The sequence below is a fragment of the Lelliottia sp. genome, from assembly GCF_045627565.1.
Taxonomy (GTDB): domain Bacteria; phylum Pseudomonadota; class Gammaproteobacteria; order Enterobacterales; family Enterobacteriaceae; genus Enterobacter.
In genome coordinates, this window is record NZ_JAZQNX010000026.1 from 1 (window position 1) to 26,634 (window position 26,634).

Annotated in this window: 21 protein-coding genes; 15 read left to right on the plus strand and 6 right to left on the minus strand. The window is 54.0% G+C overall.

Annotated elements, in window-relative coordinates:
• Positions 1 to 292: 292 nt before the first annotated feature.
• The 4 genes from metA to aceK all read left to right on the plus strand — a co-directional run bounded on the left by metA (position 293) and on the right by aceK (position 6,203).
• Positions 293 to 1,222 (plus strand): homoserine O-succinyltransferase, encoded by a 930-nt coding sequence (gene metA, locus ACKI5T_RS14045; protein ID WP_011915480.1) that lies wholly within the window; start codon positions 293 to 295, stop codon positions 1,220 to 1,222.
• A gap of 270 nt (positions 1,223 to 1,492) precedes the next feature.
• On the plus strand, positions 1,493 to 3,094 hold the full coding sequence (gene aceB / locus ACKI5T_RS14050) for a malate synthase A (RefSeq protein WP_407438209.1): 1,602 nt from the start codon (positions 1,493 to 1,495) through the stop codon (positions 3,092 to 3,094).
• Between the two features lie 32 nt (positions 3,095 to 3,126).
• Positions 3,127 to 4,431 (plus strand): isocitrate lyase, encoded by a 1,305-nt coding sequence (gene aceA, locus ACKI5T_RS14055; RefSeq protein ID WP_407438211.1) that lies wholly within the window; start codon positions 3,127 to 3,129, stop codon positions 4,429 to 4,431.
• A gap of 50 nt (positions 4,432 to 4,481) precedes the next feature.
• A complete protein-coding gene (gene aceK, locus ACKI5T_RS14060) occupies positions 4,482 to 6,203 on the plus strand; it encodes a bifunctional isocitrate dehydrogenase kinase/phosphatase (protein ID WP_407438213.1) in 1,722 nt (573 codons plus the stop codon).
• 85 nt (positions 6,204 to 6,288) lie between these two features.
• On the opposite strand, the gene iclR is transcribed toward aceK, so the two are convergent.
• Entirely contained in the window at positions 6,289 to 7,116 is an 828-nt protein-coding gene (gene iclR / locus ACKI5T_RS14065; RefSeq protein WP_011915484.1) for a glyoxylate bypass operon transcriptional repressor IclR, read from the minus strand.
• A 194-nt stretch (positions 7,117 to 7,310) separates the two neighbouring features.
• On the opposite strand from iclR, the gene metH reads away from it, so the two are divergent.
• The 5 genes from metH (at position 7,311) to rluF (ending at position 14,431) form a co-directional block, all read left to right on the plus strand.
• Positions 7,311 to 10,994, plus strand: coding sequence for a methionine synthase (gene metH, locus ACKI5T_RS14070; RefSeq protein ID WP_407438215.1), 3,684 nt, complete (start codon positions 7,311 to 7,313; stop codon positions 10,992 to 10,994).
• A gap of 176 nt (positions 10,995 to 11,170) precedes the next feature.
• Positions 11,171 to 12,802 carry a Na/Pi cotransporter family protein gene (locus ACKI5T_RS14075; RefSeq protein WP_407438217.1) on the plus strand — a complete coding sequence of 544 codons (1,632 nt, stop codon included), beginning with the start codon at positions 11,171 to 11,173 and terminating at the stop codon, positions 12,800 to 12,802.
• 128 nt (positions 12,803 to 12,930) lie between these two features.
• On the plus strand, positions 12,931 to 13,191 hold the full coding sequence (locus tag ACKI5T_RS14080) for a type II toxin-antitoxin system CcdA family antitoxin (protein WP_407438219.1): 261 nt from the start codon (positions 12,931 to 12,933) through the stop codon (positions 13,189 to 13,191).
• Positions 13,191 to 13,508, plus strand: coding sequence for a CcdB family protein (locus ACKI5T_RS14085; RefSeq protein WP_407438221.1), 318 nt, complete (start codon positions 13,191 to 13,193; stop codon positions 13,506 to 13,508). The genes ACKI5T_RS14080 and ACKI5T_RS14085 overlap by 1 nt, the downstream gene beginning before the upstream one ends.
• Before the next feature lie 53 nt (positions 13,509 to 13,561).
• A complete protein-coding gene (rluF, locus tag ACKI5T_RS14090) occupies positions 13,562 to 14,431 on the plus strand; it encodes a 23S rRNA pseudouridine(2604) synthase RluF (protein ID WP_407438223.1) in 870 nt (289 codons plus the stop codon).
• On the opposite strand, the gene ACKI5T_RS14095 is transcribed toward rluF, so the two are convergent.
• The 3 genes from ACKI5T_RS14095 to lysC all read right to left on the minus strand — a co-directional run bounded on the left by ACKI5T_RS14095 (position 14,432) and on the right by lysC (position 17,154).
• On the minus strand, positions 14,432 to 14,704 hold the full coding sequence (locus ACKI5T_RS14095) for a DUF3811 domain-containing protein (protein ID WP_011915490.1): 273 nt from the start codon (positions 14,702 to 14,704) through the stop codon (positions 14,432 to 14,434). It abuts the gene before it with no gap.
• A 62-nt stretch (positions 14,705 to 14,766) separates the two neighbouring features.
• Positions 14,767 to 15,711 (minus strand): ketopantoate/pantoate/pantothenate transporter PanS, encoded by a 945-nt coding sequence (gene panS, locus ACKI5T_RS14100; RefSeq protein WP_011915491.1) that lies wholly within the window; start codon positions 15,709 to 15,711, stop codon positions 14,767 to 14,769.
• 93 nt (positions 15,712 to 15,804) lie between these two features.
• A complete protein-coding gene (gene lysC, locus ACKI5T_RS14105) occupies positions 15,805 to 17,154 on the minus strand; it encodes a lysine-sensitive aspartokinase 3 (RefSeq protein WP_407438225.1) in 1,350 nt (449 codons plus the stop codon).
• Between the two features lie 381 nt (positions 17,155 to 17,535).
• On the opposite strand from lysC, the gene pgi reads away from it, so the two are divergent.
• The 6 genes from pgi to psiE all read left to right on the plus strand — a co-directional run bounded on the left by pgi (position 17,536) and on the right by psiE (position 23,917).
• The gene (pgi, locus tag ACKI5T_RS14110; RefSeq protein WP_407438227.1) at positions 17,536 to 19,185 is read left to right on the plus strand and encodes a glucose-6-phosphate isomerase; all 1,650 of its coding nucleotides are present in this window, start codon (positions 17,536 to 17,538) and stop codon (positions 19,183 to 19,185) included.
• Positions 19,186 to 19,551: 366 nt separating this feature from the next.
• Complete coding sequence (yjbE, locus tag ACKI5T_RS14115) at positions 19,552 to 19,794, plus strand: exopolysaccharide production protein YjbE (protein WP_011915494.1); 243 nt, start codon at positions 19,552 to 19,554, stop codon at positions 19,792 to 19,794.
• A 63-nt stretch (positions 19,795 to 19,857) separates the two neighbouring features.
• Entirely contained in the window at positions 19,858 to 20,496 is a 639-nt protein-coding gene (locus ACKI5T_RS14120) for a YjbF family lipoprotein (protein ID WP_407438229.1), read from the plus strand.
• On the plus strand, positions 20,493 to 21,230 hold the full coding sequence (locus tag ACKI5T_RS14125; RefSeq protein WP_407438231.1) for a capsule biosynthesis GfcC D2 domain-containing protein: 738 nt from the start codon (positions 20,493 to 20,495) through the stop codon (positions 21,228 to 21,230). The genes ACKI5T_RS14120 and ACKI5T_RS14125 overlap by 4 nt, the downstream gene beginning before the upstream one ends.
• On the plus strand, positions 21,230 to 23,326 hold the full coding sequence (locus tag ACKI5T_RS14130) for a YjbH domain-containing protein (RefSeq protein ID WP_407438233.1): 2,097 nt from the start codon (positions 21,230 to 21,232) through the stop codon (positions 23,324 to 23,326). The genes ACKI5T_RS14125 and ACKI5T_RS14130 overlap by 1 nt, the downstream gene beginning before the upstream one ends.
• Before the next feature lie 180 nt (positions 23,327 to 23,506).
• Positions 23,507 to 23,917, plus strand: coding sequence for a phosphate-starvation-inducible protein PsiE (psiE, locus tag ACKI5T_RS14135; protein ID WP_011915498.1), 411 nt, complete (start codon positions 23,507 to 23,509; stop codon positions 23,915 to 23,917).
• A 170-nt stretch (positions 23,918 to 24,087) separates the two neighbouring features.
• On the opposite strand, the gene malG is transcribed toward psiE, so the two are convergent.
• Positions 24,088 to 24,978 carry a maltose ABC transporter permease MalG gene (gene malG / locus ACKI5T_RS14140; RefSeq protein WP_011915499.1) on the minus strand — a complete coding sequence of 297 codons (891 nt, stop codon included), beginning with the start codon at positions 24,976 to 24,978 and terminating at the stop codon, positions 24,088 to 24,090.
• A gap of 102 nt (positions 24,979 to 25,080) precedes the next feature.
• On the minus strand, positions 25,081 to 26,625 hold the full coding sequence (gene malF, locus ACKI5T_RS14145) for a maltose ABC transporter permease MalF (RefSeq protein WP_407438235.1): 1,545 nt from the start codon (positions 26,623 to 26,625) through the stop codon (positions 25,081 to 25,083).
• Between the last annotated feature and the right edge of the window lie 9 nt (positions 26,626 to 26,634).

Genomic DNA, 26,634 nt, shown 5'->3' on the forward strand with positions numbered 1-26,634 from the left:
ATGCCGAACTCAGAAGTGAAACGCCGTAGCGCCGATGGTAGTGTGGGGTCTCCCCATGTGAGAGTAGGGAACTGCCAGGCATCAATAAAGAAGAACCCCGGTCCGAAAGGCCCGGGGTTTTTTGCTTGTGTTTTTCAGTGAGAATGCTCAGAAAATAAGCCAATCACCTTAATTCCCCGCTGTGAAACTTTCTCACCTTTCTCATACAGACTCGACATTCATATCAATCTTCGTTATTGTCAGCTATCTGGATGTCTAAACGTTTATACGTATGCTGTGAGGATCTAAGGTTATGCCGATTCGGGTGCAAGACGAGCTACCAGCCGTCAATTTTTTGCGAGAAGAAAACGTCTTTGTGATGAAGGCCTCGCGTGCGACAGGTCAGGAAATTCGTCCGCTGAAGGTCCTTATCCTCAATCTGATGCCCAAAAAAATCGAAACGGAAAACCAGTTCCTTCGCCTTCTGTCGAACTCCCCGCTGCAGGTGGATGTTCAGCTTTTACGTATCGATGCACGCGAGTCACGCAACACTCCTTCGGAGCACCTCAACAACTTTTACTGTGATTTTGAAGATATCCGTAACGATAATTTCGATGGATTGATTGTCACGGGGGCACCGCTTGGGCTGGTTGAGTTTAACGATGTCGCCTATTGGCCGCAGATCAAACAGGTGCTGGAGTGGGCTAAAGATCATGTGACTTCAACGCTGTTTGTCTGTTGGGCGGTTCAGGCGGCATTGAATATTCTTTACGGCATCCCTAAACAGACGCGTTCAGACAAGCTGTCTGGCGTTTACGAACACCATATTCTTCATCCACACGCGTTGCTGACGCGCGGTTTTGATGACTTTTTCCTGGCGCCTCATTCACGCTATGCTGATTTCCCGGCCGCACTCATTCGTGATTACACCGATCTGGAAATCCTGGCCGAGACGGAAGATGGGGATGCCTATCTCTTTGCCAGCAAAGACAAGCGTATTGCCTTTGTCACAGGGCACCCTGAATACGATGCACATACTCTGGCAAGCGAGTTTTTCCGTGATGTCGAAGCGGGCCTGAGCCCGGAAGTGCCGTACAATTATTTCCCCAAAAACGATCCGCAAATCCCGCCAAGAGCATCCTGGCGTAGCCACGGTAATTTGCTGTTTATCAACTGGCTCAATTATTACGTCTACCAGATCACGCCATACGATCTGCGACATATGAATCCAACGCTAGAATAATTGACTGACTCGAACGATCCTAAAGCGTTTCAGCTCTCCAGATAAGGCACCTTCGGGTGCCTTTTTTATTTCCGAAATCAAAACCAACTACTTAAAAATATTTAACTTATTTGTAATCAGTTAGTTAAACGCATTTAATAATTAAAATGGAAATTGTTTTTGATTTTATAAAAATAATGGATAGTCTTAACTCTGCTGAGCGAAAACTGTCCAACGATCTTTCGCTCGCATTGGATGAGTGTATTTGGATCTTTGATGAGGAGCAGCGTAATGACTCAACAGGCAACGACAGCAGACGAGCTGGCCTTTAATCAGCCACACGGAGAGCAGGAAAAACAGATTTTGACGCCAGAGGCAGTCGAATTTCTCGCTGAGCTAGTCACGCGCTTCGCCCCAACGCGTCATACGCTGCTGGCGGCGCGCATTCAGCAACAGCAGGATATTGATAACGGCAAGCTGCCTGACTTTATTTCGGAAACCGCTTCCATTCGTGAATCAGACTGGAAAATTCGCGGTATTCCTCAAGATTTGCAGGATCGTCGCGTTGAAATCACCGGCCCGGTTGAGCGCAAAATGGTGATTAACGCCATGAATGCCAACGTTAAAGTGTTTATGGCGGACTTCGAAGATTCACTCGCTCCGGACTGGCGTAAAGTGATCGAAGGTCAGATCAACCTGCGCGATGCGGTTAATGGTACGATCAGCTACACCAACGAAGCCGGGAAAATCTACCAGCTCAAGCCGGATCCTGCCGTCTTAATCTGCCGCGTCCGTGGCCTACATCTGCCTGAAAAACACGTTACCTGGCGCGGAGAACCGATTCCCGGCAGCCTGTTTGATTTTGCATTGTACTTCTTCCACAACTATCAAAACCTGCTGGCAAAAGGCAGTGGTCCCTATTTTTATCTGCCAAAAACCCAGTCCTGGCAGGAAGCGGCCTGGTGGAGTGAAGTGTTTAGCTATGCGGAAGATCGCTTTGATTTGCCGCGTGGCACCATCAAAGCCACGTTGTTGATAGAAACGTTGCCGGCGGTATTCCAGATGGATGAGATCCTGCACGCCTTGCGTGATCACATCACAGGCCTGAACTGTGGGCGCTGGGACTATATTTTCAGCTACATTAAAACCCTGAAAAATCATCCTGACCGTGTCTTACCCGATCGTCAGGCGGTCACGATGGATAAGCCTTTCCTGAACGCTTACTCGCGCTTACTGATTAAAACCTGCCACAAACGCGGTGCTTTCGCGATGGGCGGAATGGCCGCGTTTATTCCGAGCAAAGACGTCGAACGCAACCATCAGGTGCTGAGCAAAGTGAAGGCGGACAAAGAACTGGAAGCCCATAACGGTCACGACGGCACATGGATTGCGCATCCAGGCCTTGCAGATACGGCAATGGAAGTGTTCAGCCGGACATTAGGCGATAAACAGAACCAACTTTTCGTCACCCGGGAAGGCGACGCCCCTATCACCGCAGAGCAACTCCTTGAACCCTGCGAAGGGGAACGTACTGAAGCAGGTATGCGCGCAAATATTCGCGTCGCCGTGCAGTACATCGAAGCGTGGATTTCGGGCAACGGCTGCGTACCGATTTACGGTTTGATGGAAGATGCCGCGACGGCCGAGATTTCGCGAACCTCCATTTGGCAATGGATTCATCACCAGAAGACCCTCAGCAACGGCAAACCGGTAACGAAATCGCTGTTCCGCCAGATGCTGGGCGAAGAGTTGATGACTATCCAGGACGAGCTGGGCGAACACCGCTTTAGCAGCGGTCGTTTCGACGACGCCGCGCGTCTGATGGAACAAATCACTACGTCAGACGAATTAATCGACTTCCTCACTCTGCCAGGTTATCGCCTGCTTGCATAAATCCACCTCATAACAATACGGAGCATCTGCACATGAAAACGCGTACCCAACAGATCGAAGAATTACAAAAAGAGTGGACACAGCCGCGCTGGGAAGGCATTGAACGCCCGTATAGCGCAGAGGATGTGGTGAAATTGCGCGGCTCAGTCAACCCGGAATGTACGCTTGCACAGCTTGGCGCGGCCAAAATGTGGCGTCTGCTGCACGGTGAATCGAAAAAAGGGTACATCAATAGCCTCGGTGCGCTGACGGGCGGACAGGCGTTACAGCAGGCGAAAGCGGGAATCGAAGCGGTCTATCTTTCCGGCTGGCAGGTGGCGGCCGATGCTAACCTGGCGTCCAGCATGTACCCGGATCAATCGCTCTATCCGGCTAACTCCGTGCCGTCGGTTGTCGATCGGATCAACAACACGTTTCGTCGTGCCGATCAGATCCAATGGTCTTCGGGGATTGAGCCGAACGATCCGCGTTATGTCGATTATTTCCTGCCGATCGTTGCCGATGCAGAAGCCGGTTTTGGCGGCGTGCTGAATGCCTTCGAACTGATGAAATCCATGATTGAAGCCGGTGCAGCGGCGGTTCACTTTGAAGATCAACTGGCATCCGTGAAGAAGTGCGGGCATATGGGCGGCAAAGTATTGGTCCCGACTCAGGAAGCCATTCAGAAACTGGTCGCCGCGCGTCTGGCGGCAGATGTACTGGGTGTCCCGACGCTGGTTATCGCCCGTACCGATGCTGATGCCGCTGACCTGATCACCTCCGACTGCGATCCTTATGACAGCGAATTCATTACCGGCGAGCGCACCAGCGAAGGCTTCTATCGTACTCATGCGGGTATCGAGCAGGCCATCAGCCGTGGTCTGGCTTATGCGCCGTATGCAGACTTAGTATGGTGTGAAACCTCCACGCCAGATCTGGCGCTGGCAAAATGCTTTGCCGATGCTATCCATGCCAAATACCCTGGCAAACTGCTGGCCTACAACTGCTCGCCATCGTTTAACTGGCAGAAGAATCTGGATGACAACACCATCGCCAGCTTCCAGCAGCAGCTCTCTGAGATGGGCTACAAATATCAATTTATTACGCTCGCGGGCATTCACAGCATGTGGTTCAACATGTTCGACCTGGCGCATGCCTATGCGCAGGGCGAGGGCATGCGCCACTATGTCGAAAAAGTGCAGCAGCCGGAATTCGCGTCGAGCCAAAAAGGCTACACCTTCGCCTCTCATCAGCAGGAGGTCGGAACGGGCTACTTCGACAAAGTCACCACCATCATTCAGGGCGGCGCCTCATCCGTCACCGCCTTAACGGGTTCAACAGAAGAAGCACAGTTCTAATCTTTTCCCCCTCTCCCCTTTGGGGAGAGGGTTGGGGTGAGGGGGAAGGTATGTCGCGAGGTCTGGAGTTACTGATTGCACAAACCATTCTGCAGGGCTTCGATGCGCAGTATGGTCGTTTTCTGGAAGTCACTTCAGGCGCACAACAGCGCTTTGAACACGCCGACTGGCACGCCGTACAGCAGGCGATGAAGCAACGTATCCATCTTTACGACCACCATGTCGGCCTCGTGGTAGAACAGTTACGTTGCATCACCGAGGGCAAAAGCACCGACGTCGATTTTCTGCTGCGTGTGAAAGAGCACTACACCCATTTATTACCGGATTACCCGCGCTTCGAGATTGCGGAGAGCTTTTTCAACTCCGTCTATTGTCGGTTATTTGACCACCGCTCGTTATCTCCTGAGCGGTTATTTATTTTCAGTTCTCAGCCGGCGCGCCGCTTTCGGGCGATCCCTCGTCCGTTAGCTAAAGATTTTTTCCCCGAACAGGGCTGGGAAAAAGCACTCAACAACGTGTTGTCGGACTTGCCCCTACGGCTGCCCTGGCAGAATAAAACGCGGGATGTCGGCTACATCTCGGCGCATCTGGTCGAAACCCTTGGTGAAGAGACGTTACGCCGCAGCCACTTACAGGTCGCAAATGAGCTATTTTTCCGCAATAAAGCGGCATGGCTGGTTGGCAAACTCATCACACCCGAGGCCACGCTCCCTTTTTTGCTGCCCATCCATCGCTCTGATGATGGCGAACTGTTTGTCGATACCTGCCTGACGACGAGCGCTGAGGCCAGCATTGTCTTCGGTTTCGCCCGCTCGTATTTCATGGTCTATGCCCCGTTTCCCGCCGCGCTGGTCGAATGGCTACGTGAAATTTTACCCGTCAAAACCACCGCCGAACTCTACATGGCGATTGGGTGCCAAAAGCACGCTAAAACCGAAAGCTATCGCGAGTATTTGCACTACATCACCAGCACTGATGAGCTGTTTATCGAAGCGCCGGGTATCCGCGGGATGGTGATGCTGGTGTTCACGCTGCCAGGTTTTGACCGCGTGTTTAAAGTCATTAAAGATCAGTTTGCACCACAAAAAGAGATGACGGCGGCGCACGTTCGCGCCTGCTATCAACTGGTGAAGGAGCACGATCGCGTCGGGCGTATGGCGGACACGCAAGAGTTTGAAAACTTTGTGCTGGATAAGTGCCAGATCGACCCCACGCTCATGGCGCTCCTGCTTCAGGAAGCGCCGGGTAAAATTACCGATCTAGGCGATAAAATTGCTATCAGCCATCTTTATATTGAACGTCGCATGGTGCCGCTGAATATCTGGCTGGAGCAGGTTGAGGGGGCGCAATTGCGCGATGCGATTGAAGAATACGGCAACGCGATTCGCCAGCTTGCCGCCGCCAATATTTTCCCGGGCGACATGCTGTTTAAAAACTTCGGCGTCACCCGTCACGGGCGGGTGGTGTTCTACGATTACGACGAAATTTGCTACATGACCGAGGTGAATTTCCGCACCATTCCAGCGGCAAGATATCCTGAGGATGAACTCGCCAGCGAGCCGTGGTACAGCGTCTCACCCGGTGATGTCTTCCCTGAGGAGTTTCGCCACTGGCTCTGCGCCGACCCGCGTATCGGACCGCTCTTTGAAGAGATGCACGACGATCTGTTCCGCGCCGATTACTGGCGCAGTCTGCAAACGCGCATCAAAGAGGGGCATGTCGAAGATGTGTACGCGTACCGCAAACGGCAGCGCTTTTGCCTGCGAGGATAAAGCAAACGGCAACTCCGTTGCCGTTTTTAGTATTCCCTCTCCCGGTGGGAGAGGGTTGGGGTGAGGGCATCAGACAGCAAAAACCTTAACGGCTCCCGCCATAGGCCAGCGTCACTTCTTTGGCCGCTTTAATCACCAGCGCACCCAACTCCGTTACGCTATCGTCAGTCACGCGTGAAATCGGTCCGGAAATGGAGATCGCGGCAAACGGCTCGCGATGCTCATCAAAAATACACGCCGCGATGCAGCGCAGGCCAAGTGCATGCTCTTCATCGTCAAACGAGTAGCCGCGTTTGCGGGTCTGGGCTAAATCTTCTTTTAGATGTACCGGTGAAACCAGGGTGGCATGCGTATAAGCATGCAGCCCTTTACGATGCAGCAGGCCAGTGACTTGCTCCTCACTCAACTGCGAAAGGAACGCTTTCCCCGCGCCAGAAGCGTGCATGGGCAGCTTGCCGCCAATCGGCGCAGACATACGCATCAACTGCGTACATTGTACCTGGTCGATAATAATCGCCTGATGATCGCTCTGGTCCAACACCGCCAGATTGACCGTCTCGCCGGAGTCTTCCATTAGCTTGCGCAGAATCGGATGCACAATTGCCAGCAAATTACGGCTCTGAAGGAAACTGCTGCCGACGATAAACGCATGTGCGCCCACCGACCAGTGCCCGAGCTCGCCAACCTGACGGACAAAACCCAACTGCTGCATAGTGGTCAGCAATCGATGCGTTGTAGAGTTCGGTAAGCCCGCCTGCTGCGCCAGCTCGGTTAACGCTACGCTGCTGTGCGATTCGGCTATCCATTCCAGCAGCTTTAATCCACGCGTCAATGACTGGACCTGACCCGCAGGCTGAGCGGCGGTGGTGGCAGCAGGTTTTCTGCCGCGTTTTGCGGGAACGGTAGCAACCATAGCGAACTCCTTTTTCTGTATCGTGGAAATCATTTTCGTTTTATTTGGTGATTTTGCAACCGTTATCCTGACTGATCGGAGGAGTGATAGTGAACATGTCTCATGTTAACGCTGTGTGACTTCTCCGCTCTGTCAGATTATGCCAGTATGGATGACTGGCCTGGTGGCCTGGGTGAGCGTTGTCGGGAGTAAGTGTGAGCAGCAAAATAGAGCAACTGCGTGCGCAGTTAAACGAACGAATTCTGGTGCTGGACGGCGGCATGGGCACCATGATCCAAAGCTACCGTCTGAGCGAAGACGATTTCCGCGGCGAACGTTTCGCCGACTGGCCCTGCGACCTGAAAGGCAACAATGACCTGCTGGTGCTCAGTAAACCTGACGTCATTGCGGCGATTCATCACGCCTATTTTGAGGCGGGGGCGGACATTGTCGAAACCAACACGTTTAACTCGACCACCATCGCCATGGCCGATTACCAGATGGAATCCCTGTCGGCGGAAATCAACTTCACCGCGGCAAAGCTGGCGCGCGCCTGCGCTGACGAATGGACCGCGCGAACGCCGGAAAAGCCACGCTATGTGGCCGGCGTTCTTGGGCCGACTAACCGTACCGCGTCAATTTCGCCAGACGTTAACGACCCTGCTTTCCGTAACGTTACCTTCGATCAGCTGGTGGCCGCGTATCGTGAATCGACCAAAGCGCTGGTGGAAGGCGGTTCCGATCTGATCATGATCGAAACGGTCTTCGACACGCTCAATGCCAAAGCCGCCATCTTCGCCGTAAAAGAAGAGATGGAAGCGCTGGGCGTAGATTTGCCAATCATGGTTTCGGGCACCATTACCGATGCCTCCGGGCGTACGCTCTCCGGGCAGACAACCGAAGCGTTTTACAACTCTCTGCGCCACGCGGATGCGCTGACCTTCGGCCTGAACTGTGCGTTGGGACCTGACGAACTGCGTCAGTACGTCCAGGAACTTTCGCGTATCGCCGATTGCTACGTCACCGCGCACCCCAACGCGGGCCTGCCAAACGCTTTTGGGGAATACGATCTTGATGCGGTGACCATGGCGGCGCAAATTCGTGAATGGGCGGAGTCCGGCTTCCTGAATATTGTTGGTGGCTGTTGCGGCACCACGCCAGAACATATCGCCGCGATGAGTCACGCCGTCGCAGGTTTGCCGCCGCGCAAGCTGCCGGACCTGCCGGTGGCCTGTCGTCTGGCGGGCCTTGAACCGCTGACCATCAGCAAAGAGAGCCTGTTTGTGAACGTCGGTGAACGTACTAACGTCACCGGCTCTGCCAAATTCAAACGGCTGATCAAAGAAGAGAAATACAACGAAGCGCTGGACGTTGCGCGTCAGCAGGTCGAAAGCGGCGCACAGATCATCGACATCAACATGGATGAAGGGATGCTCGACGCCGAAGCGGCGATGGTGCGTTTCCTGAATTTGATTGCCGGTGAGCCAGATATTGCCCGCGTACCGATCATGATCGACTCCTCAAAATGGGAGGTCATCGAAAAAGGGCTGAAGTGCATTCAGGGTAAAGGCATCGTTAACTCCATCTCGATGAAAGAAGGCGTTGAGCCGTTTATCCACCACGCCAAACTGGTGCGCCGTTATGGCGCGGCAGTTGTGGTGATGGCCTTTGACGAAGTCGGTCAGGCGGATACGCGCGAGCGCAAAATTGAGATTTGCCGCCGCGCCTACACGATTTTGACCGAAGAGGTCGGCTTCCCGCCGGAAGACATTATTTTCGATCCGAATATTTTCGCCGTCGCGACCGGTATCGAAGAGCACAACAACTATGCGCAGGATTTTATTGGCGCGTGTGAAGACATCAAACGCGAGCTGCCGCATGCGCTGATCTCCGGCGGCGTTTCCAACGTGTCGTTCTCGTTTCGTGGCAATGACCCGGTGCGTGAGGCGATCCACGCCGTATTCCTCTACTACGCGATTCGCAACGGGATGGACATGGGCATCGTCAACGCCGGACAGCTGGCGATTTACGATGACCTGCCTGCCGAGCTGCGCGAGGGTGTGGAAGATGTCATTTTAAACCGTCGCGATGACGCCACCGAACGCATGCTGGATCTGGCAGAAAAATACCGCGGCAGTAAAGCCGATGAAAGCGCCAATATTCAGCAGGCGGAATGGCGCGCCTGGGATGTGAAAAAACGTCTGGAATATTCGCTGGTCAAAGGGATCACCGAGTTTATCGAGCTGGACACCGAAGAAGCGCGCCAGCAGGCTGCACGCCCTATCGAAGTGATTGAAGGGCCGCTGATGGACGGCATGAACGTGGTGGGCGATCTGTTCAGCGAGGGAAAAATGTTCCTGCCGCAGGTGGTGAAATCCGCGCGTGTGATGAAGCAAGCCGTGGCCTATCTCGAGCCTTATATTGAGGCCAGTAAAGAAAAAAGCTCCAGCAACGGCAAGATGGTGATCGCCACCGTGAAGGGCGATGTGCATGACATCGGCAAAAATATCGTCGGCGTGGTGCTGCAGTGTAATAACTACGAAATCATCGATTTAGGCGTGATGGTTCCGGCGGATAAAATCCTCAAAACTGCGCGTGAAGTGAATGCCGATCTGATTGGCTTGTCCGGGTTGATCACCCCGTCGCTCGACGAAATGGTTAACGTGGCAAAAGAGATGGAACGCCAGGGCTTTACCATTCCGCTGCTGATTGGCGGGGCGACCACGTCGAAAGCGCATACGGCGGTCAAAATTGAGCAGAACTACAGCGGTCCGACGGTCTACGTGCAGAACGCTTCGCGGACCGTTGGTGTGGTGTCCGCACTGCTATCCGACACGCAACGCGATGATTTTGTGGCGAGAACGCGCAAAGAGTACGACACCGTGCGTATCCAGCATGCGCGCAAAAAGCCGCGTACACCGCCGGTGACGCTGGCCGCCGCGCGCGAAAATGATCTGGCTTTCGACTGGTCCAGCTATACGCCGCCCGTGGCGCACCGTTTGGGTGTGCAGGACGTCACCGCCAGCATCGAAACGCTGCGTAATTACATCGACTGGACGCCGTTCTTCATGACCTGGTCGCTGGCCGGGAAATACCCGCGCATCCTCGAGGACGACGTGGTGGGCGAAGAAGCCCAGCGCTTGTTCAAAGATGCCAACGATATGCTCGACCAGCTAAGTGCAGAAAAAACGCTGAATCCGCGCGGTGTGGTTGGCCTGTTCCCGGCTAATCGCGTGGGCGATGACATCGAAATTTATCGTGATGAAACCCGTACCAACGTGCTGGCGGTCAGCCGTCATCTGCGCCAGCAAACTGAAAAAGTCGGGTTTGCGAACTACTGCCTGGCCGATTTTGTCGCGCCTAAACTGAGCGGCAAAGCGGACTACATTGGCGCGTTTGCCGTCACCGGGGGCCTTGAAGAAGACACCCTCGCTGATGCCTTTGAAGCACAGCACGATGATTACAACAAAATCATGGTTAAAGCGATTTCTGACAGACTGGCCGAAGCCTTCGCGGAATATCTGCATGAGCGCGTGCGCAAAGTGCACTGGGGTTATGCTCCGAACGAAAACCTCAGCAATGAGGAGCTGATTCGCGAGAATTACCAGGGTATTCGCCCGGCGCCTGGCTATCCGGCGTGCCCTGAACACACCGAGAAAGGGACAATCTGGCAACTTCTGGATGTCGAAACCCATACCGGCATGAAGCTGACGGAATCCTTCGCCATGTGGCCCGGCGCGTCCGTTTCGGGCTGGTATTTCAGCCATCCTGACAGCAAATATTACGCGGTCGCACAGATTCAACGCGATCAGGTGGAAGACTACGCCATGCGTAAAGGGATGAGCGTCTCAGAAGTGGAGCGCTGGTTAGCGCCAAATCTGGGCTACGACGCGGATTAACCTGCTGACTTGCCAGACCTAAATCACTTTTTCTTACAACATACAGGGCGCTCATGAGGCGCCCTGTCTCTTTCTTACATTTAAAGCCTTATACTGGAAGAAGGTCTCTCCTGGCGTAAATAAAAAAGCGGGGAGATAACCAAAGGAACACATAACGATAAGGAGAACCCACTTCCGTGCTGACACTGTTACACCTGCTTTCTGCCGTCGCTCTCCTGGTATGGGGCACCCATATTGTCCGTACCGGGGTGATGCGTGTGTTTGGCGCACGCTTACGGACCGTCCTCAGCCGCAGCGTTGAGAAGAAACCGCTCGCCTTTTGCGCGGGTATCGGCGTCACCGCGCTTGTGCAAAGCAGCAATGCGACCACGATGCTCGTCACCTCGTTTGTGGCGCAAGACCTTGTCGCGCTGACGCCCGCGCTGGTTATCGTCTTGGGCGCGGACGTGGGGACCGCGCTGATGGCGCGCGTATTAACCTTCGATCTCTCCTGGCTCTCGCCGCTGCTGATTTTCATCGGCGTGATCTTCTTTTTGGGGCGCAAACAGACGCGCGAAGGCCAGCTCGGGCGCGTGGGCATTGGCCTCGGGCTGATCCTGCTGGCGCTGGAGCTGATTGTTCAGGCCGTCACGCCGATTACCCAGGCTAACGGTGTGCAGGTGATTTTTGCTTCGCTGACCGGCGACATCATGCTCGATGCGCTAATCGGCGCGGTCTTCGCCATCATCAGTTACTCCAGCCTGGCGGCGGTATTGCTGACGGCTACCCTGACGGCGGCGGGAGCGATTTCGTTCCCGGTGGCGCTGTGTCTGGTGATCGGCGCAAACCTCGGCTCGGGGTTGCTGGCGATGCTGAACAACAGCGGAGCCAACGCCGCCGCCCGTCGTGTGGCGCTCGGCAGTCTGCTGTTTAAGCTGGTGGGCAGCCTGATTATTCTGCCGTTTGTTCATCCGCTGGCGAACGCGATGGACAATCTTCCCTTACCGAAAGCTGAACTGGTTATCTACTTTCACGTTTTCTACAACCTGGTGCGCTGCGTGGCGATGGTGCCCTTTGCCGGGCCAATGGCGCGGTTCTGCAAACGAATGATCCGCGATGAGCCAGAGCTCGACGCACGCCTGAAGCCGAAACACCTGGACACCTCCGCGCTGGATACGCCTGCGCTGGCACTGGCTAACGCCGCGCGCGAGACCCTGCGTATTGGCGATGCGATGGAGACGATGCTGAATGGCCTGAAAAAGGTCATGCACGGTGAGCCGCGCGAAGAAAAAGAGCTGCGTAAGGTGGCTGACGATATCAACGTGCTTTATACCGCCATCAAACTCTATCTGGCGCGCATGCCGCAGGACGAACTGGCCGAAGAGGAATCCCGCCGTTGGGCGGAGATTATCGAGATGTCGCTAAACCTTGAACAGGCATCCGATATCGTCGAGCGTATGGGCAGCGAAATTGCCGATAAATCGCTGGCGGCTCGTCGGGCATTTTCCCTCGAAGGTGTGGCTGAACTGGACGCATTGCAGGAACTGTTGCTTAACAACCTGAAGCTGGCGATGTCGGTCTTCTTTTCCGGCGATGTGCCCAGCGCACGCCGTTTGCGCCGGAATAAGCACCGCTTTCGTATTCTCAATCGCCGCTACTCGCATGCGCACGTTGACCGCCTGCATCAGCAAAACGTGCAAAGTATCGAAACCAGCTCTCTGCACCTGGGGCTGCTCGGCGACATGAAGCGTCTCAACTCGCTGTTTTGCTCCGTGGCTTACAGCGTGATGGAACAGCCGGACGAAGATGACGAAAGGGATGATTATTAATCCGGAAAGCGCTTCGCAAAAAAGCACCACAATGCATGACGAGCATTTGCGGGCGAGATAACGTTAGGCCCTCAACTTAACTGAGGGTCTAGGAAACGCTCGTTTATTACGCTACTCTTCGCCAATCCATGCGCATTGCGATGGGGGTTATTATGCGCACTACATCAAGCCTCAAAAAGTCGGTTAATGTCTCCTTAGCACCTGAGATACTGGAAGAAGCTCGCAAACAAAAGATCAATTTGTCGGCACTCTTGACAGAGGCATTGCTTGAAAAATTTCGCGAAAATCAACGGGCGGAATGGTTAAGAGACAATGCGGCATCGATTGAAACGGTTAATCAGTGGGTCGACGAAAACGGCTCATTCACTGATTTTCAGAGGTCGTTTTAATGGAGCAATATTTTGCTTATGAGAATGCAGGTAGCGGAAAGAAATCCTATCCCTATCTGATCAATCTTCAGCATCCGGTTGCCAACGTTTTAAAACATGTACTGGTGGCTCCCGCTATCAAATTAACACAGCTTTCAGGGAACCCGCCGCCTACCAAAATTTGTCCTGTTGTCGAGATCGCCGGAAAGTCACATATTGTTATGACCCATATGATGGCCGGAATCCCTGCCAAAGAGTTAGGTGAGCGTGTCGCTGATTTGAACATGGAGAGAACGGCTTTGCGAGATGCGCTGGATTTTCTTATCAATGGATACTAACGCTTTTTTGTCCCCCGCAACCTAAGGTATATTTCGCCTATAAAGGAGAAATTATGCTGCCCAACCAATCAACCCGATTAAACAAATACATTAGCGAGAGTGGGATTTGCTCGCGCCGCGAAGCTGACCGCTACATCGAGCAGGGTAACGTGTTTATCAATGGTAAACGCGCGGCTATCGGCGATCAGGTCGCTCCTGGCGATGTGGTCAAAGTGAATGGTCAGTTGATCGAGCCTAGAAACGAAGAAGACCTGGTGTTTATCGCGTTGAACAAACCTGTTGGCATTGTCAGCACCACGGAAGATGGCGAGCGCGATAATATCGTGGATTTCGTTAACCACAGCAGCCGTATCTTCCCGATTGGTCGTCTCGATAAAGATTCACAGGGGCTGATTTTCCTCACCAACCACGGCGATCTGGTCAACAAAATCCTGCGTGCAGGTAACGACCACGAAAAAGAGTATGTGGTCACGGTCAATAAACCGATCACCGACGATTTTATTCGTGGAATGGGCGCTGGCGTCCCGATTCTGGGCACCGTCACCAAGAAGTGTAAAGTCAAAAAAGAGGCGCCGTTTGCGTTTCGCATTACGCTGGTTCAGGGGTTAAACCGACAGATTCGTCGAATGTGTGAGCACTTTGGCTTTGAAGTCACAAAGCTGGAACGCACACGTATTATGAACGTTAGCCTTGCGGGTATTCCGCTCGGGGAATGGCGCGATTTGAACGGTGATGAACTGATTGAGCTGTTTAAGCTCATCGAAAATTCGTCGTCTGACGCGAAGCCAAAGACGAAGGCCAAACCGAAAACTCAGGGCATTAAGCGGCCTGTTGTGAACGCACCGGCCTCCGCCGAAAAAGAACGCAACAAGCCAGCCGGAAAGCGTTTTGTTCAGCCTGGCCGCAAAAAGAAAGGGCGCTAATTAGCGCCTTCCACGTGGTGCAGTATTCGCTGACCAGGAAAATGTTGATTCGGTGTCGGGTTTAAACGCCTGCGCTTTTTTGACTTTGCGGGCTTTTTTGGCCTCAACTTCTCGCTGAGCCATCAGTTTGTCGATGTACTCTTTTTTGACCTGATTGGTCTCGGCGTTGGTCAGCGTGCGTCCATGAGCGATGCGCGCGCGATCGAGCAGGGTTTTCAGCTCGCGCTGTTCGCTTTCCGTCATGTCTTTCTGGGTCAATCTCGGTGTAGCCATCGCTGAAGCCTCCTGTTATAGAGGCTTCAGTGTAAAGCAAGCCAGACCTGGCGCGAAGCGAATTAACCCTCTTTCACCCCATCTTTCTTGTGTTGTTGTTCAATGGGTTTCCCTGACCAGTAGCCCGCCAGCAAGGATCCAGACAGATTATGCCAGACCGAGAACAATGCGCCTGGCAGTGCGGCGAGCGGGGAGAAGTAAATTTTACCCAGCGCGGCAGCCAAACCAGAGTTCTGCATTCCGACTTCAATCGCCAGCGTGCGGCAGGTGGATTCGTCAAAGCCAAACAGTTTTCCGCCCCAGTAACCGCCCAGCAGACCAATAGTGTTATGCAGGATCACCGCGATGATGACCACAAAACCGACAGAGGCGATGTGCGAGGCTGAACCCGCGACCACGGCGCTGATAATCGCCAGAATACACGCCATGGAAAAGGCGGGCAGATACGGCTCAACGGCCTTCACCACGCGCGGGAACAGATGGTGAATCACCAGGCCTAGCGCAATCGGAATGACCACGATTTGCAGAATCGAGAGCAGCATCCCCATCACATCAACCTGAATATGTGCATCAACGTACAGACGCGTCAGCAATGGCGTGGCAACCACGCCCACCAGTGTCGAAACGGATGAAATGGTGACAGACAGCGCCACATCGCCTTTCGCCAGATAGATCATCACGTTCGACGCCGTACCGCTGGCGACGCTGCCGACCAAAACCATACCCGCGGATAAATCCGGCGGCATCTTAAATGCGATCGCCAGCAGCCACGCGGCCAGCGGCATCACCAGATAGTGCAGGAAAATGCCCGCCGCGACGGGCGCAGGGCGCGACAGCACGCGCTTAAAGTCGTCGATTTTTAGGTGCACGCCCATGCCAAGCATAATCAGCATCAGCAGCGTGGTGACCCACGGGCCGATTGGGGTGAACGTCGTTGGCGTGTAATAAGCGAGCACAGAGAGCAGCAGGGCCCATAACGGGAACAGCCGAGTGATGGCGGATAACATAGTCTTTCCTTGCGATTTTAGTGTGTTGTTTAGTTATAAAAAAAGCCGGGTCTGTGCCCGGCTGATAGGTATTGTTTATCCTGCTAAGCAATTTTATTCAAACAAATTATGATGAAGTTTCTGCACGACCTGCTCGGCTTCATGACCCGGCACCAGGAAGCACAGGTTGTAGCTGGATGCGCCGTAGCAAATCATGCGGATGTTGAATGGGTCGAGTACACCAAACACCTCTTTGCCCACGCCGCAGGCGCGTGACAACTTATTGCCGATGATCGCGACCAGTGCCAAATCTTCTTCCACTTCCACACGGCACAGAGCGGAAAGCTCAATCAGCAGCGACTGAGTCAGCAGCGTATCGCCGGTTGACGTTGAGCCGGTGGTATCCAGCGTCAACGCGATGCTCACTTCCGACGTGGTAATCAAATCAACCGAGATATTGTGGCGCGCCAGAATACCGAACACTTCGGCGAGGAATCCGCGTGAATGCAGCATATTCAGGCTGTGAAGCGTGACCAGCGTCTGCTTGCGGCGCATTGCCAGCGCGCGGAACAGCGGTGGGTTTACGGTGTTTTTGCACACCAATGTGCCGCCCGCTTTTGGATCTTTGCTGGAGCCGACAAACACAGGGATATCGCTGCGCACGGCAGGCAATAATGTGGCCGGGTGCAGCACTTTCGCGCCGAAGGTGGCCATCTCAGCCGCTTCTTCGAACGCAATCACGTCAATACGTTTGGCGGCAGGCACCACGCGTGGATCGGTGGTATAGATACCAGGGACATCAGTCCAGATATCAACGCGCGTCGCATACAACGCTTCACCCAGCAGGGCTGCCGTGTAGTCGCTTCCGCCACGGCCAAGCGTCGTGGTACGGCCTTTGGCTTCGCTCCCGATAAAGCCCTGGGTAATGACGATGCCTTCTGCAAGGCGTGGGGCCAACTGCTGTTTTGACAACTCGGAAAGCGTGGCAACGTCCGGCTCGGCACGGCCAAAACGGTCGCTGGTGCGCATCACTTTGCGCACGTCAAACCACTGGGCCATCACGCCGCGTTCGCGCAGGATCTCAACGAACAGCAGGGTGGACATCAACTCGCCGTGGCTCACCAGTTCGTCGGTCAACGCAGTGGATGTCGCTAGCGAGGCCGCTTCTGCCAGAGTGGTGATATTTTCCAGCAGGCGTTCAATTTCTTCACGAATGACGTGCGGATTCTGCATACGCTCGAGGATATCGAACTGAATTTTGCGCAGCGCATCGAGCTTCACAAAGCGTTCGGTCGCTTCCAGTCCTTCAGACAGCGCAACCAGCAGGTTAGTCACACCTGCTGATGCAGAGAGCACAACCAGGCGGGTATTCGGATCGGCCAGCACCACATCGGCGCTGCGGTTCATGGCAGCGTAATCGGCCACACTGGTCCCGCCAAACTTGGCGACAACAAAACTCGTCATAACATCCTCGTGTAGGAAAAGAATAAAGCGACCCTGGCACAAGAACGAAAATGAAAACGAAAACAGGTGCAGGCGCAAATACCGCCCTATAAATAAAATGCGGGAGGAGTCCTGTCAACGCTGGGATTATGCGGATTTTTCATGGGGGGTACCCCCTGAGTAACAGGACTTATAAAAGGACGATATTTTATCCTTCACTTTATGGCTGAACGGGCTACTTTTGACCGTCCGCAGTCCCAGGATTCAGCAGCTATACTTTTTGGGTCTTTTCACTCGCGTTTGATACAGGCCAGGCCAATGGCATAAAAACCATCACAATTTCTCCGCGCAGGCGCTACAATCGACCGCAGTCACAATTCTCAAATCACAAGAGTATTGCTAATGAAAAACATCAATCCAACGCAGACTTCTGCCTGGCAGGCACTACAAAAACACTTCGACGAAATGAAAGACGTCTCCATCGCGGATCTGTTCGCGAAAGACGGCGACCGTTTCAGCAAATTCTCCGCAACCTTCGATGACCAGATGCTGGTGGATTTCTCCAAAAACCGCATCACGGAAGAGACGCTGGCGAAATTGCAGGATCTGGCGAAAGAGACCGATCTGGCTGGGGCAATCAAGTCCATGTTCTCCGGCGAGAAGATCAACCGCACCGAAGACCGTGCCGTGCTGCACGTTGCGCTGCGTAACCGTAGCAATACGCCGATTATGGTTGATGGCAAAGATGTGATGCCAGAAGTCAACGCGGTGCTGGAGAAGATGAAAACCTTCTCAGAAGAAATTATTTCCGGAAGCTGGAAAGGCTATACCGGCAAAGCGATTACTGATGTGGTCAACATTGGTATCGGTGGCTCTGACCTCGGCCCATTCATGGTGACCGAAGCGCTGCGCCCGTACAAAAATCATCTGAACATGCACTTTGTGTCTAACGTCGATGGCACCCACATCGCCGAAGTGCTGAAAAAAGTGAATCCAGAAACCACGCTGTTCCTGGTGGCGTCTAAAACCTTCACCACCCAAGAGACCATGACCAACGCCCACAGCGCGCGCGACTGGTTCCTGGCAACGGCGGGTGACAATAAACACGTGGCGAAACACTTCGCGGCACTGTCCACAAACGGCAAAGCCGTGGGTGAGTTCGGCATCGACACCGCCAACATGTTTGAATTCTGGGACTGGGTTGGCGGTCGTTATTCTCTGTGGTCGGCGATTGGCCTGTCGATCATTCTGTCCGTTGGTTATGACAATTTCGTTGAGTTGCTCTCCGGCGCACACGCGATGGACAAACACTTCGCCAACACCGCGCCCGAGAAAAACCTGCCGGTTCTGCTGGCGCTGATCGGCATCTGGTACAACAACTTCTTTGGTGCTGAGACCGAAGCGATCCTGCCGTACGACCAGTACATGCACCGCTTTGCGGCGTACTTCCAGCAGGGCAACATGGAATCCAACGGCAAATACGTTGACCGTAACGGCAACGCGGTGGACTACCAGACTGGCCCAATCATCTGGGGTGAGCCGGGTACCAACGGTCAGCATGCGTTCTATCAGCTGATTCACCAGGGCACCAAAATGGTACCGTGTGATTTCATCGCCCCAGCGACAACCCACAACGCGCTGTCCGATCATCACCAGAAGCTGCTGTCTAACTTCTTTGCACAGACCGAAGCACTGGCGTTTGGTAAAGCGCGCGAGGTGGTTGAGCAGGAATACCGCGATTTGGGTAAAGATCCGGCGACGCTGGAAAACGTGGTGCCATTCAAAGTCTTCGAAGGCAACCGCCCAACCAACTCCATCCTGCTGCGTGAAATTACGCCGTTCAGTCTGGGCGCGTTGATTGCGTTGTATGAGCACAAAATCTTTACTCAGGGCGCCATCCTGAACATCTTCACCTTTGATCAGTGGGGCGTTGAGCTGGGTAAACAGCTGGCAAACCGTATTCTGCCAGAGCTGGGTGATGATAAAGCCATCGACAGCCACGACAGCTCTACGAACGGTTTGATTAATCGTTATAAAGCCTGGCGTGCGTAATTAATATGTCATGGAAAATGCCGGCGATAAGCCGGCATTTTTTTATCGGATAATTCCTGATGTCTGTTAGTTAACTCAAATTCCTGTCATGAGTTTAATCTGAAAAAGACGGTTAACCCGTTAATCACTGCGGTTTATTTTAGGAGTATACGGATAATCTTCTTATCGATGACCTATTCTATCTATTTGATTTTTACTGATTATATATATATTTAATTATTCTTATATATCAAATTTATCCAATTATCTGAAAACCCCGCCTCTATTTCCCCGTACGTCAATCCGCCTGCTTTAGTTGTGTATACTCGAATCCGCCTGAATTTCTTTTTGGGCAAATCTCCATTCATTCATTGAAGGGAAATTGTTATGAAGAAAGTACTGTATGGCATTTTTGCCATAACTGCGCTTGCGGCAACGTCTGTCTATGCAGCTCCGGTTCAGGTCGGGGAAGCAGCAGGCTCAGCAGCAACGTCTGCCTCAGCGGGGAGTTCTACCGCGACGGCGACAAGCACCGTAGGCTCGGCCGTGGGTGTCGCTCTGGCGGCAACCGGTGGCGGTGATGGCTCCAATACCGGAACCACGACCACCACGACAACCAGCACTCAGTAATCACGGGTGTTTTAATCATAACCACACTTCGGTGTGGTTATTTCGCCCCTTCGGAGAAGAGTCGTGAAGCGACCTGCAATCATTCTGATTTGCCTGCTTTTACAGGCCTGTTCAGCCACCACAAAAGGGCTGGGCAACTCACTGTGGGACAGCGTGTTTGGCACGCCTGGCGTACATCTTACGGACGATGACATCCAGAACATGCCGTATGCCAGCCAGTACATGCAGTTAAACGATGGCCCGCAGCTTTTTGTGGTGCTCGCTTTCGATGAAAACGGGCAGCAGAAATGGGTGACGCAAGATCAGGCCACCATCGTGACGCAGCATGGGCGTATCGTGAAAACCCTGCTGGCCGGTGACAACCTGCTTGAGGTGAATAATCTCGCGGCGGACCCCCTCATCAAACCCAATCAAATTGTCGATGGTGCAAGCTGGACGCGCACTCTGGGCTGGACCGAACACAAGCAGGTCCGCTACGCCACCGCGCGTTCCGTATTCCGCTGGGATGGCACCGATACCGTGACGCTGGGCAGCGATGAAACCCAGGTCCGCGTGCTGGATGAAGAAGTTACAACCGATCGGGCGACGTGGCATAACCGCTTCTGGGTGGATGAGGAAGGGCAGATTCGTCAGTCGCTCCAGTACCTGGGTGCGGATTTCTTCCCGGTAAAAGCCACCCTGATCAAGGCGGCGAAATCATGAAAATCATCACAAGCGTTGCGCTTATCGCCACGCTCGCCGCGCCGCTGGCGTGGTCTGCGGGCACTGTTAAGGTCTATACCCCGAACAACAAAGAGCCAAAAACCTTATCCAATGCCGAACATCTGATCGATCTCGTTGGGCAGCCCCGGCTGGCAAACAGCTGGTGGCCCGGCGCCATCATCAGCGAACGCCAGGCAACGGCGATAGCAGAACAAAAACACCAGGCCTTACTGGCTCGCCTGACCGGACTGGCAGAGCAGGAAGACGGCGACACGGCGGCAGCAATCAATGCGGTGCGCCAGCAGTTGCAGGCGATCACCGTGACCGGACGCCAGCGGGTGAATCTGGATCCCGATGAAGTCCGCGTAACGGAAAACGGCAACCCGACGCTGGAAGGCGACTACACGCTGTGGATTGTGGCGAAGCCTTCAACCGTTACCGTGGCGGGATTGGTCAGCAGCCCAGGCCAAAAACCCTTTACGCCAGGACGCGACGTGGCGAGTTATCTGGATGAACAACACTTTCTGAGTGGCGCGGAAAACAGCTACGCGTGGGTGATTTACCCCGATGGCCGCAGGCAAAACGTCCCTGTCGCGTACTGGAATAAGCGCCACATCGAACCCATGCCGGGTAGCGTGATTTTTGTCGGCTTTGCCGATCACTTCTGGACGAAGGCGTATGACGGGCTGAACACCGACATGCTTCGCTCTCTGACGCAGCGGATACCGGATTAATGAAAAGACCTTATCTCTATAGCATGCTGGCGCTGTGCGTGAGCGCCGCCTGTCATGCCGAAACGTATCCGGCACCCATTGGCCCGTCACAGTCAGATTTCGGCGGCGTCGGGCTCATGCAAACGCCCACTGCGCGTATGGCGCGTGAGGGCGAAATTAGCCTTAACTATCGCGATAACGACCAGTACCGCTACTACTCCGCTTCCGTACAGCTTTTCCCATGGCTGGAAACGACGCTGCGTTATACCGATGTGCGCACCAAACAGTACAGCAGCGTTGATGCGTTTTCCGGTAACCAGACTTACAAAGACAAAGCGTTCGACCTCAAACTGCGTCTGTGGGAAGAGAGCTACTGGATGCCGCAGGTGTCCGTGGGCGCGCGCGATATCGGCGGCACAGGGCTTTTTGATGCGGAATACCTGGTCGCCAGCAAAGCCTGGGGACCGTTCGATTTCTCACTCGGTTTGGGCTGGGGGTATCTCGGCACCAGTGGCAACGTGAAAAACCCATTCTGCTCCTACAGCGACAAATATTGCTATCGCGACAACAGCTATAAGAAAGCCGGTTCGGTGAGCGGGGACCAGATGTTCCACGGCCCGGCATCGCTGTTCGGTGGCGTGGAATATCAAACGCCATGGCAGCCGCTGCGCCTGAAGCTGGAATACGAAGGCAATAATTACACCGAAGACTTTGCGGGCAAGATTGAGCAGAAGAGCAAGTTTAACGTTGGCGCTATTTACCGCGTCACCGATTGGGCCGACGTTAACCTCAGCTACGAGCGCGGTAACACCGTGATGTTTGGTTTTACGCTGCGCACCAACTTTAACGATATGCGGCCGCATTACAACGACAACGCGCGACCGAAGTATCAGCCAGAGCCGCAGGATGCGATCATTCAGCACTCGGTGGTCGCCAATCAGCTGACGCTGTTGAAATACAACGCGGGCCTGGCGGATCCGAAGATTCAGACCAAAGGCGATACGCTGTACGTGACCGGCGAGCAGGTGAAATACCGCGATTCCCGTGAAGGCATAGAGCGCGCCAATCGGATCATCATGAACGATCTGCCGGATGGGATCCGCACGATCCGCGTGACGGAAAATCGGCTCAATATGCCGCAGGTGACGACCGAAACGGACGTGGCCAGCCTGAAGCGTCATCTCGAAGGCGAACCGCTGGGGCATGAAACCGAACTGGTGCAAAAACGCGTAGAACCGGTGGTACCGGAAACCACCGAACAGGGCTGGTATATCGACAAATCTCGCTTTGATTTCCATGTCGATCCGGTGCTGAACCAGTCCGTTGGCGGGCCAGAAAATTTCTATATGTATCAGTTGGGTGTAATGGCCACGGCGGATCTGTGGGTGACGGATCATCTCCTGACCACCGGTAGCCTGTTTGGCAATATCGCCAATAACTACGACAAATTTAACTACACCAATCCACCAAGCGACTCAAAACTGCCGCGTGTGCGTACCCGCGTGCGCGAGTATGTACAGAACGATGTGTATGTGAACAACATGCAGGCCAACTATTTCCAGTATCTCGGCAACAGTTTCTATGGCCAGGTGTATGGCGGTTATCTGGAAACCATGTACGGCGGTGCGGGTGCAGAACTCCTGTACCGCCCGGTCGACAGCAACTGGGCGTTTGGTCTTGATGCCAACTACGTGAAACAGCGTGACTGGCGTAGCGCGCAGGACATGATGAAGTTCACCGATTACAGCGTCAAAACCGGGCATTTGACTGCCTACTGGACGCCGTCGTTTGCGCAGGACGTGCTGGTGAAAGCCAGCGTCGGGCAGTATCTGGCGGGCGATAAAGGCGGCACGCTGGAGATCGCCAAACGCTTCGACAGCGGCGTGGTGGTCGGCGGTTACGCCACGATTACCAACGTTTCGCCAGACGAATACGGTGAAGGGGACTTCACCAAAGGCGTGTATGTGTCGATTCCGCTGGATCTGTTCTCATCCGGACCAACCCGCAGCCGTGCGGCAATTGGTTGGACGCCGCTGACGCGCGACGGGGGTCAGCAGCTTGGACGTAAGTTCCAGCTGTATGACATGACCAGCGATCGAAGCGTGAACTTCCGCTGATGCTTTCCCCTTACCCTAACCTTCTCCCCAAAGGGGGCTGGTTTTCGCCCTCTCCCTTTTAAAGAGAGGGCCGGGGTGAGGGGGATTATTCTGCATCGCATAAAACATAAACAAAAAATATAGATCTCCGTCACAATTTTGCGTTATACAGGTACTTCGCCCCTGAGATTGAGGTGCTGTATGACATCCCTGACGCGTCCGCGCGTTGAGTTTATCTCAACGATTCTCCAGACCGTGTTGAATATGGGTCTGTTAAGCCTTGGCCTGATACTGGTCGTCTTTCTGGGCAAAGAAACGGTACATCTGGCTGATGTGCTGTTTGCCCCCGAGCAAACCAGCAAATATGAGCTGGTGGAAGGACTGGTGGTCTACTTTCTCTACTTCGAATTTATCGCCCTGATTGTGAAGTACTTTCAATCCGGCTTTCACTTCCCGCTGCGTTATTTTGTCTATATCGGGATCACCGCGATTGTGCGGCTGATCATCGTCGATCATAAATCACCGCTCGACGTGCTGATCTACTCGGCGGCGATCCTGCTGTTGGTGATCACTTTGTGGCTGTGCAACTCCAAACGGCTGAAGCGGGAATAAAAAAATGGCGGCCCGAGGGCCGCCAAACAACAGTCACAAGTTACTCGTCATGTTACAGATTGCTGAGGCGTTGACGACATTCACTCACCGCCTTTCAGCATCCCGGAACATCTTGAGTTACGGGGCATTACGTCAAAGTTGAGGGTTGCAGTGGCATAACATGATGAAACTTAACCTTTCACACCGCCTGCCGTCAGGCCGTTCACCAGCCAGCGCTGAGCCAGCAGGAACACCACGGTAATCGGGATGGCGGAGAGTACAGCGGCTGCGGCAAAGTCGCCCCACAGGTAGTTTTGCGGGTTGAGATACTGCTGCATACCGACTGCCAGCGTGTAGCTATTCACATCACGCAGCAGCAGGGACGCGACCGGCACTTCAGTAATGGCCGCGATAAACGACAGAATAAAGACCACGGCCAGAATCGGCACCGACAGCGGTAACAGCACAAGGCGGAAGGCCTGCCATGGCGTGGCACCATCCAGCGCAGCCGCTTCTTCCAGCGATCCGTCGATGGTTTCGAAATAACCTTTAATCGTCCATACATGCAGCGCGATGCCGCCCAGATAGGCGAAGATCACGCCGCCGTGCGTGTTCAGACCGATAAACGGTACGTATTGACCGAGACGGTCAAACAATGCGTACAAGGCCACCAGCGACAGCACCGCCGGGAACATCTGGAAAATCAACATCCCTTTCAGCAGCGTCGCTTTGCCCGGGAAGCGCATGCGGGCAAACGCGTAAGCACAGGTGGTTGAGAGCGCCACAATCCCCACGGCGGTAATACCGGCCACTTTGATTGAGTTCCAAAGCCACAGCAGAACCGGGAACGGCGGCGGCGTCACGCGGCCATCGGCGTGCTCGACGCTAAAACCTAACGCCAGTCGCCAGTGCTCCCAGGAGATTTTTTCCGGGATCAGGCTGCCGGTGGCAAAGTTGCCCTCGCGCAGCGAGATGGCGATAACCATCAGCAGCGGGAACATAATGGCTGCGATAAAAATCAGCAGACCTAAGTGCGTTGCGAAGAGGCGCAGCTTTTGAGATTTGGGTTGGACCATAGCCATAATAATTCTTACTCCTTAATACCGCTCCAGGCTATTTCACTTGCCATTCTGAACGCTGGCAGCGTCCAGACTGGCTGCGCCAATGACGCCTGGTGATTCCGATTAATCAAATTTCATACGTGTCGCTTTCAGATTCACAATCGCCAGCGCGCCAACCAACAGGAAGATCAGGGTGGCAATCGCGGCCGCCAGACCGAAGTCCTGCCCGCCGCCGCCTTCAAAGGCGATGCGGTAGGTGTAGCTCACTAACAGGTCGGTATAACCCGCGGGCGTGGTGGTGCCGAGGCGATCTGGGCTGCCGTTGGTCAGAAGCTGAATCAGTACGAAGTTATTAAAGTTAAAGGCAAAACTGGCAATCATTAGCGGGGTCAGCGGCTTGATCAGCAGCGGAAGCGTAATCTTAAAGAAGTTCTGGAACGGGCCCGCGCCGTCCATCGCGGAGGCTTCGTACAGGTCGTCCGGAATCGCTTTCAGCAGGCCCATGCACAGAATCATCATGTACGGATAGCCGAGCCAGGTGTTGACGATGATAATCATCGAGCGAGCTGTTGTTGGGTCGCTAAACCACGCCGGCTTAATGCCAAACAGCGCGCCCAGCATCATGTTGATTTCACCGAAGCTCTGGTTGAACAGGCCTTTGAAAATCAAAATCGAGATAAACGACGGGACGGCGTAGGGCAGAATCAGCAGCACGCGGTAAATGGCTTTGCCCTTCAGGGACTCCCACTGCACCACGCACGCGAGCACCATGCCGACCGCCACGGTCAGGATCACCGTCAGGACTGAGAACACCACCGTCCAGACGAAAATGGCCATGAACGGTTTCTGAATGCCCTCGTCGGTAAAGACGCGGGTAAAGTTGTCCCAGCCGATAGTGACGGTATAGCCTGGGCTGAGTTTATCGTCGCCCCATTTGCCATCGGCATTTACGGACTGATAGAACCCGATATCGTTATTTGGACGATATTTCACGCCGGTCTGGTTGTTGGTTAGCGAACCGTCATCCGCCCGCGTGTACAGCGGCTGCGTGCCTGAGAACTGGCGCAGCGAGCTCATGATGACTTTGCTTTCGTCAGGCAGCACGGCGGTGAGCTGCGTCAGCGCCTGGCGATTCTGAGTGATAATACGCAGATTGGCGCGTTCGCCTTCTGGCAGGGCATCCGCTTCTTTAAGCGTCAGCTTTTGTTCGCCGCCAAATTTGAAAGCATCGGAGACATAATATTTACCGCTTTCTTCGTCCGACAGCGCCAGCTTCCACTCCTCTCCCGCTGGATATAAACCAAAGTCAAAGGTTTTTCCGGCCTGGTAGGAACGGTCCATCAGCACCTGCTGGGCGCGCTCCTGAGCGAGCTGGTTGGTGCTGCTGTAGTTGGTGAAGGCGATGGCGATAGTACAAATCAGGGGGAACAGGACAAACAGCCCCATCCCGGCGACACCCGGATACACATACCGCCAGGCGTAGGCTTTGCGATTGGCAAAAATATACAGGCCAACTGAGCTTAAAATCAGCGTCATGATGGCGAACAGGTACTCCCCCTGTACATACATTAAAACAACAAGGTAGCCCACCAGTAAGCCGAGCAGACCTATCACTGACCATTTCAGCGTGTCGCTTTGCCACCAGTGTTTCTTTTTAATGACATCCATGGGGATCTT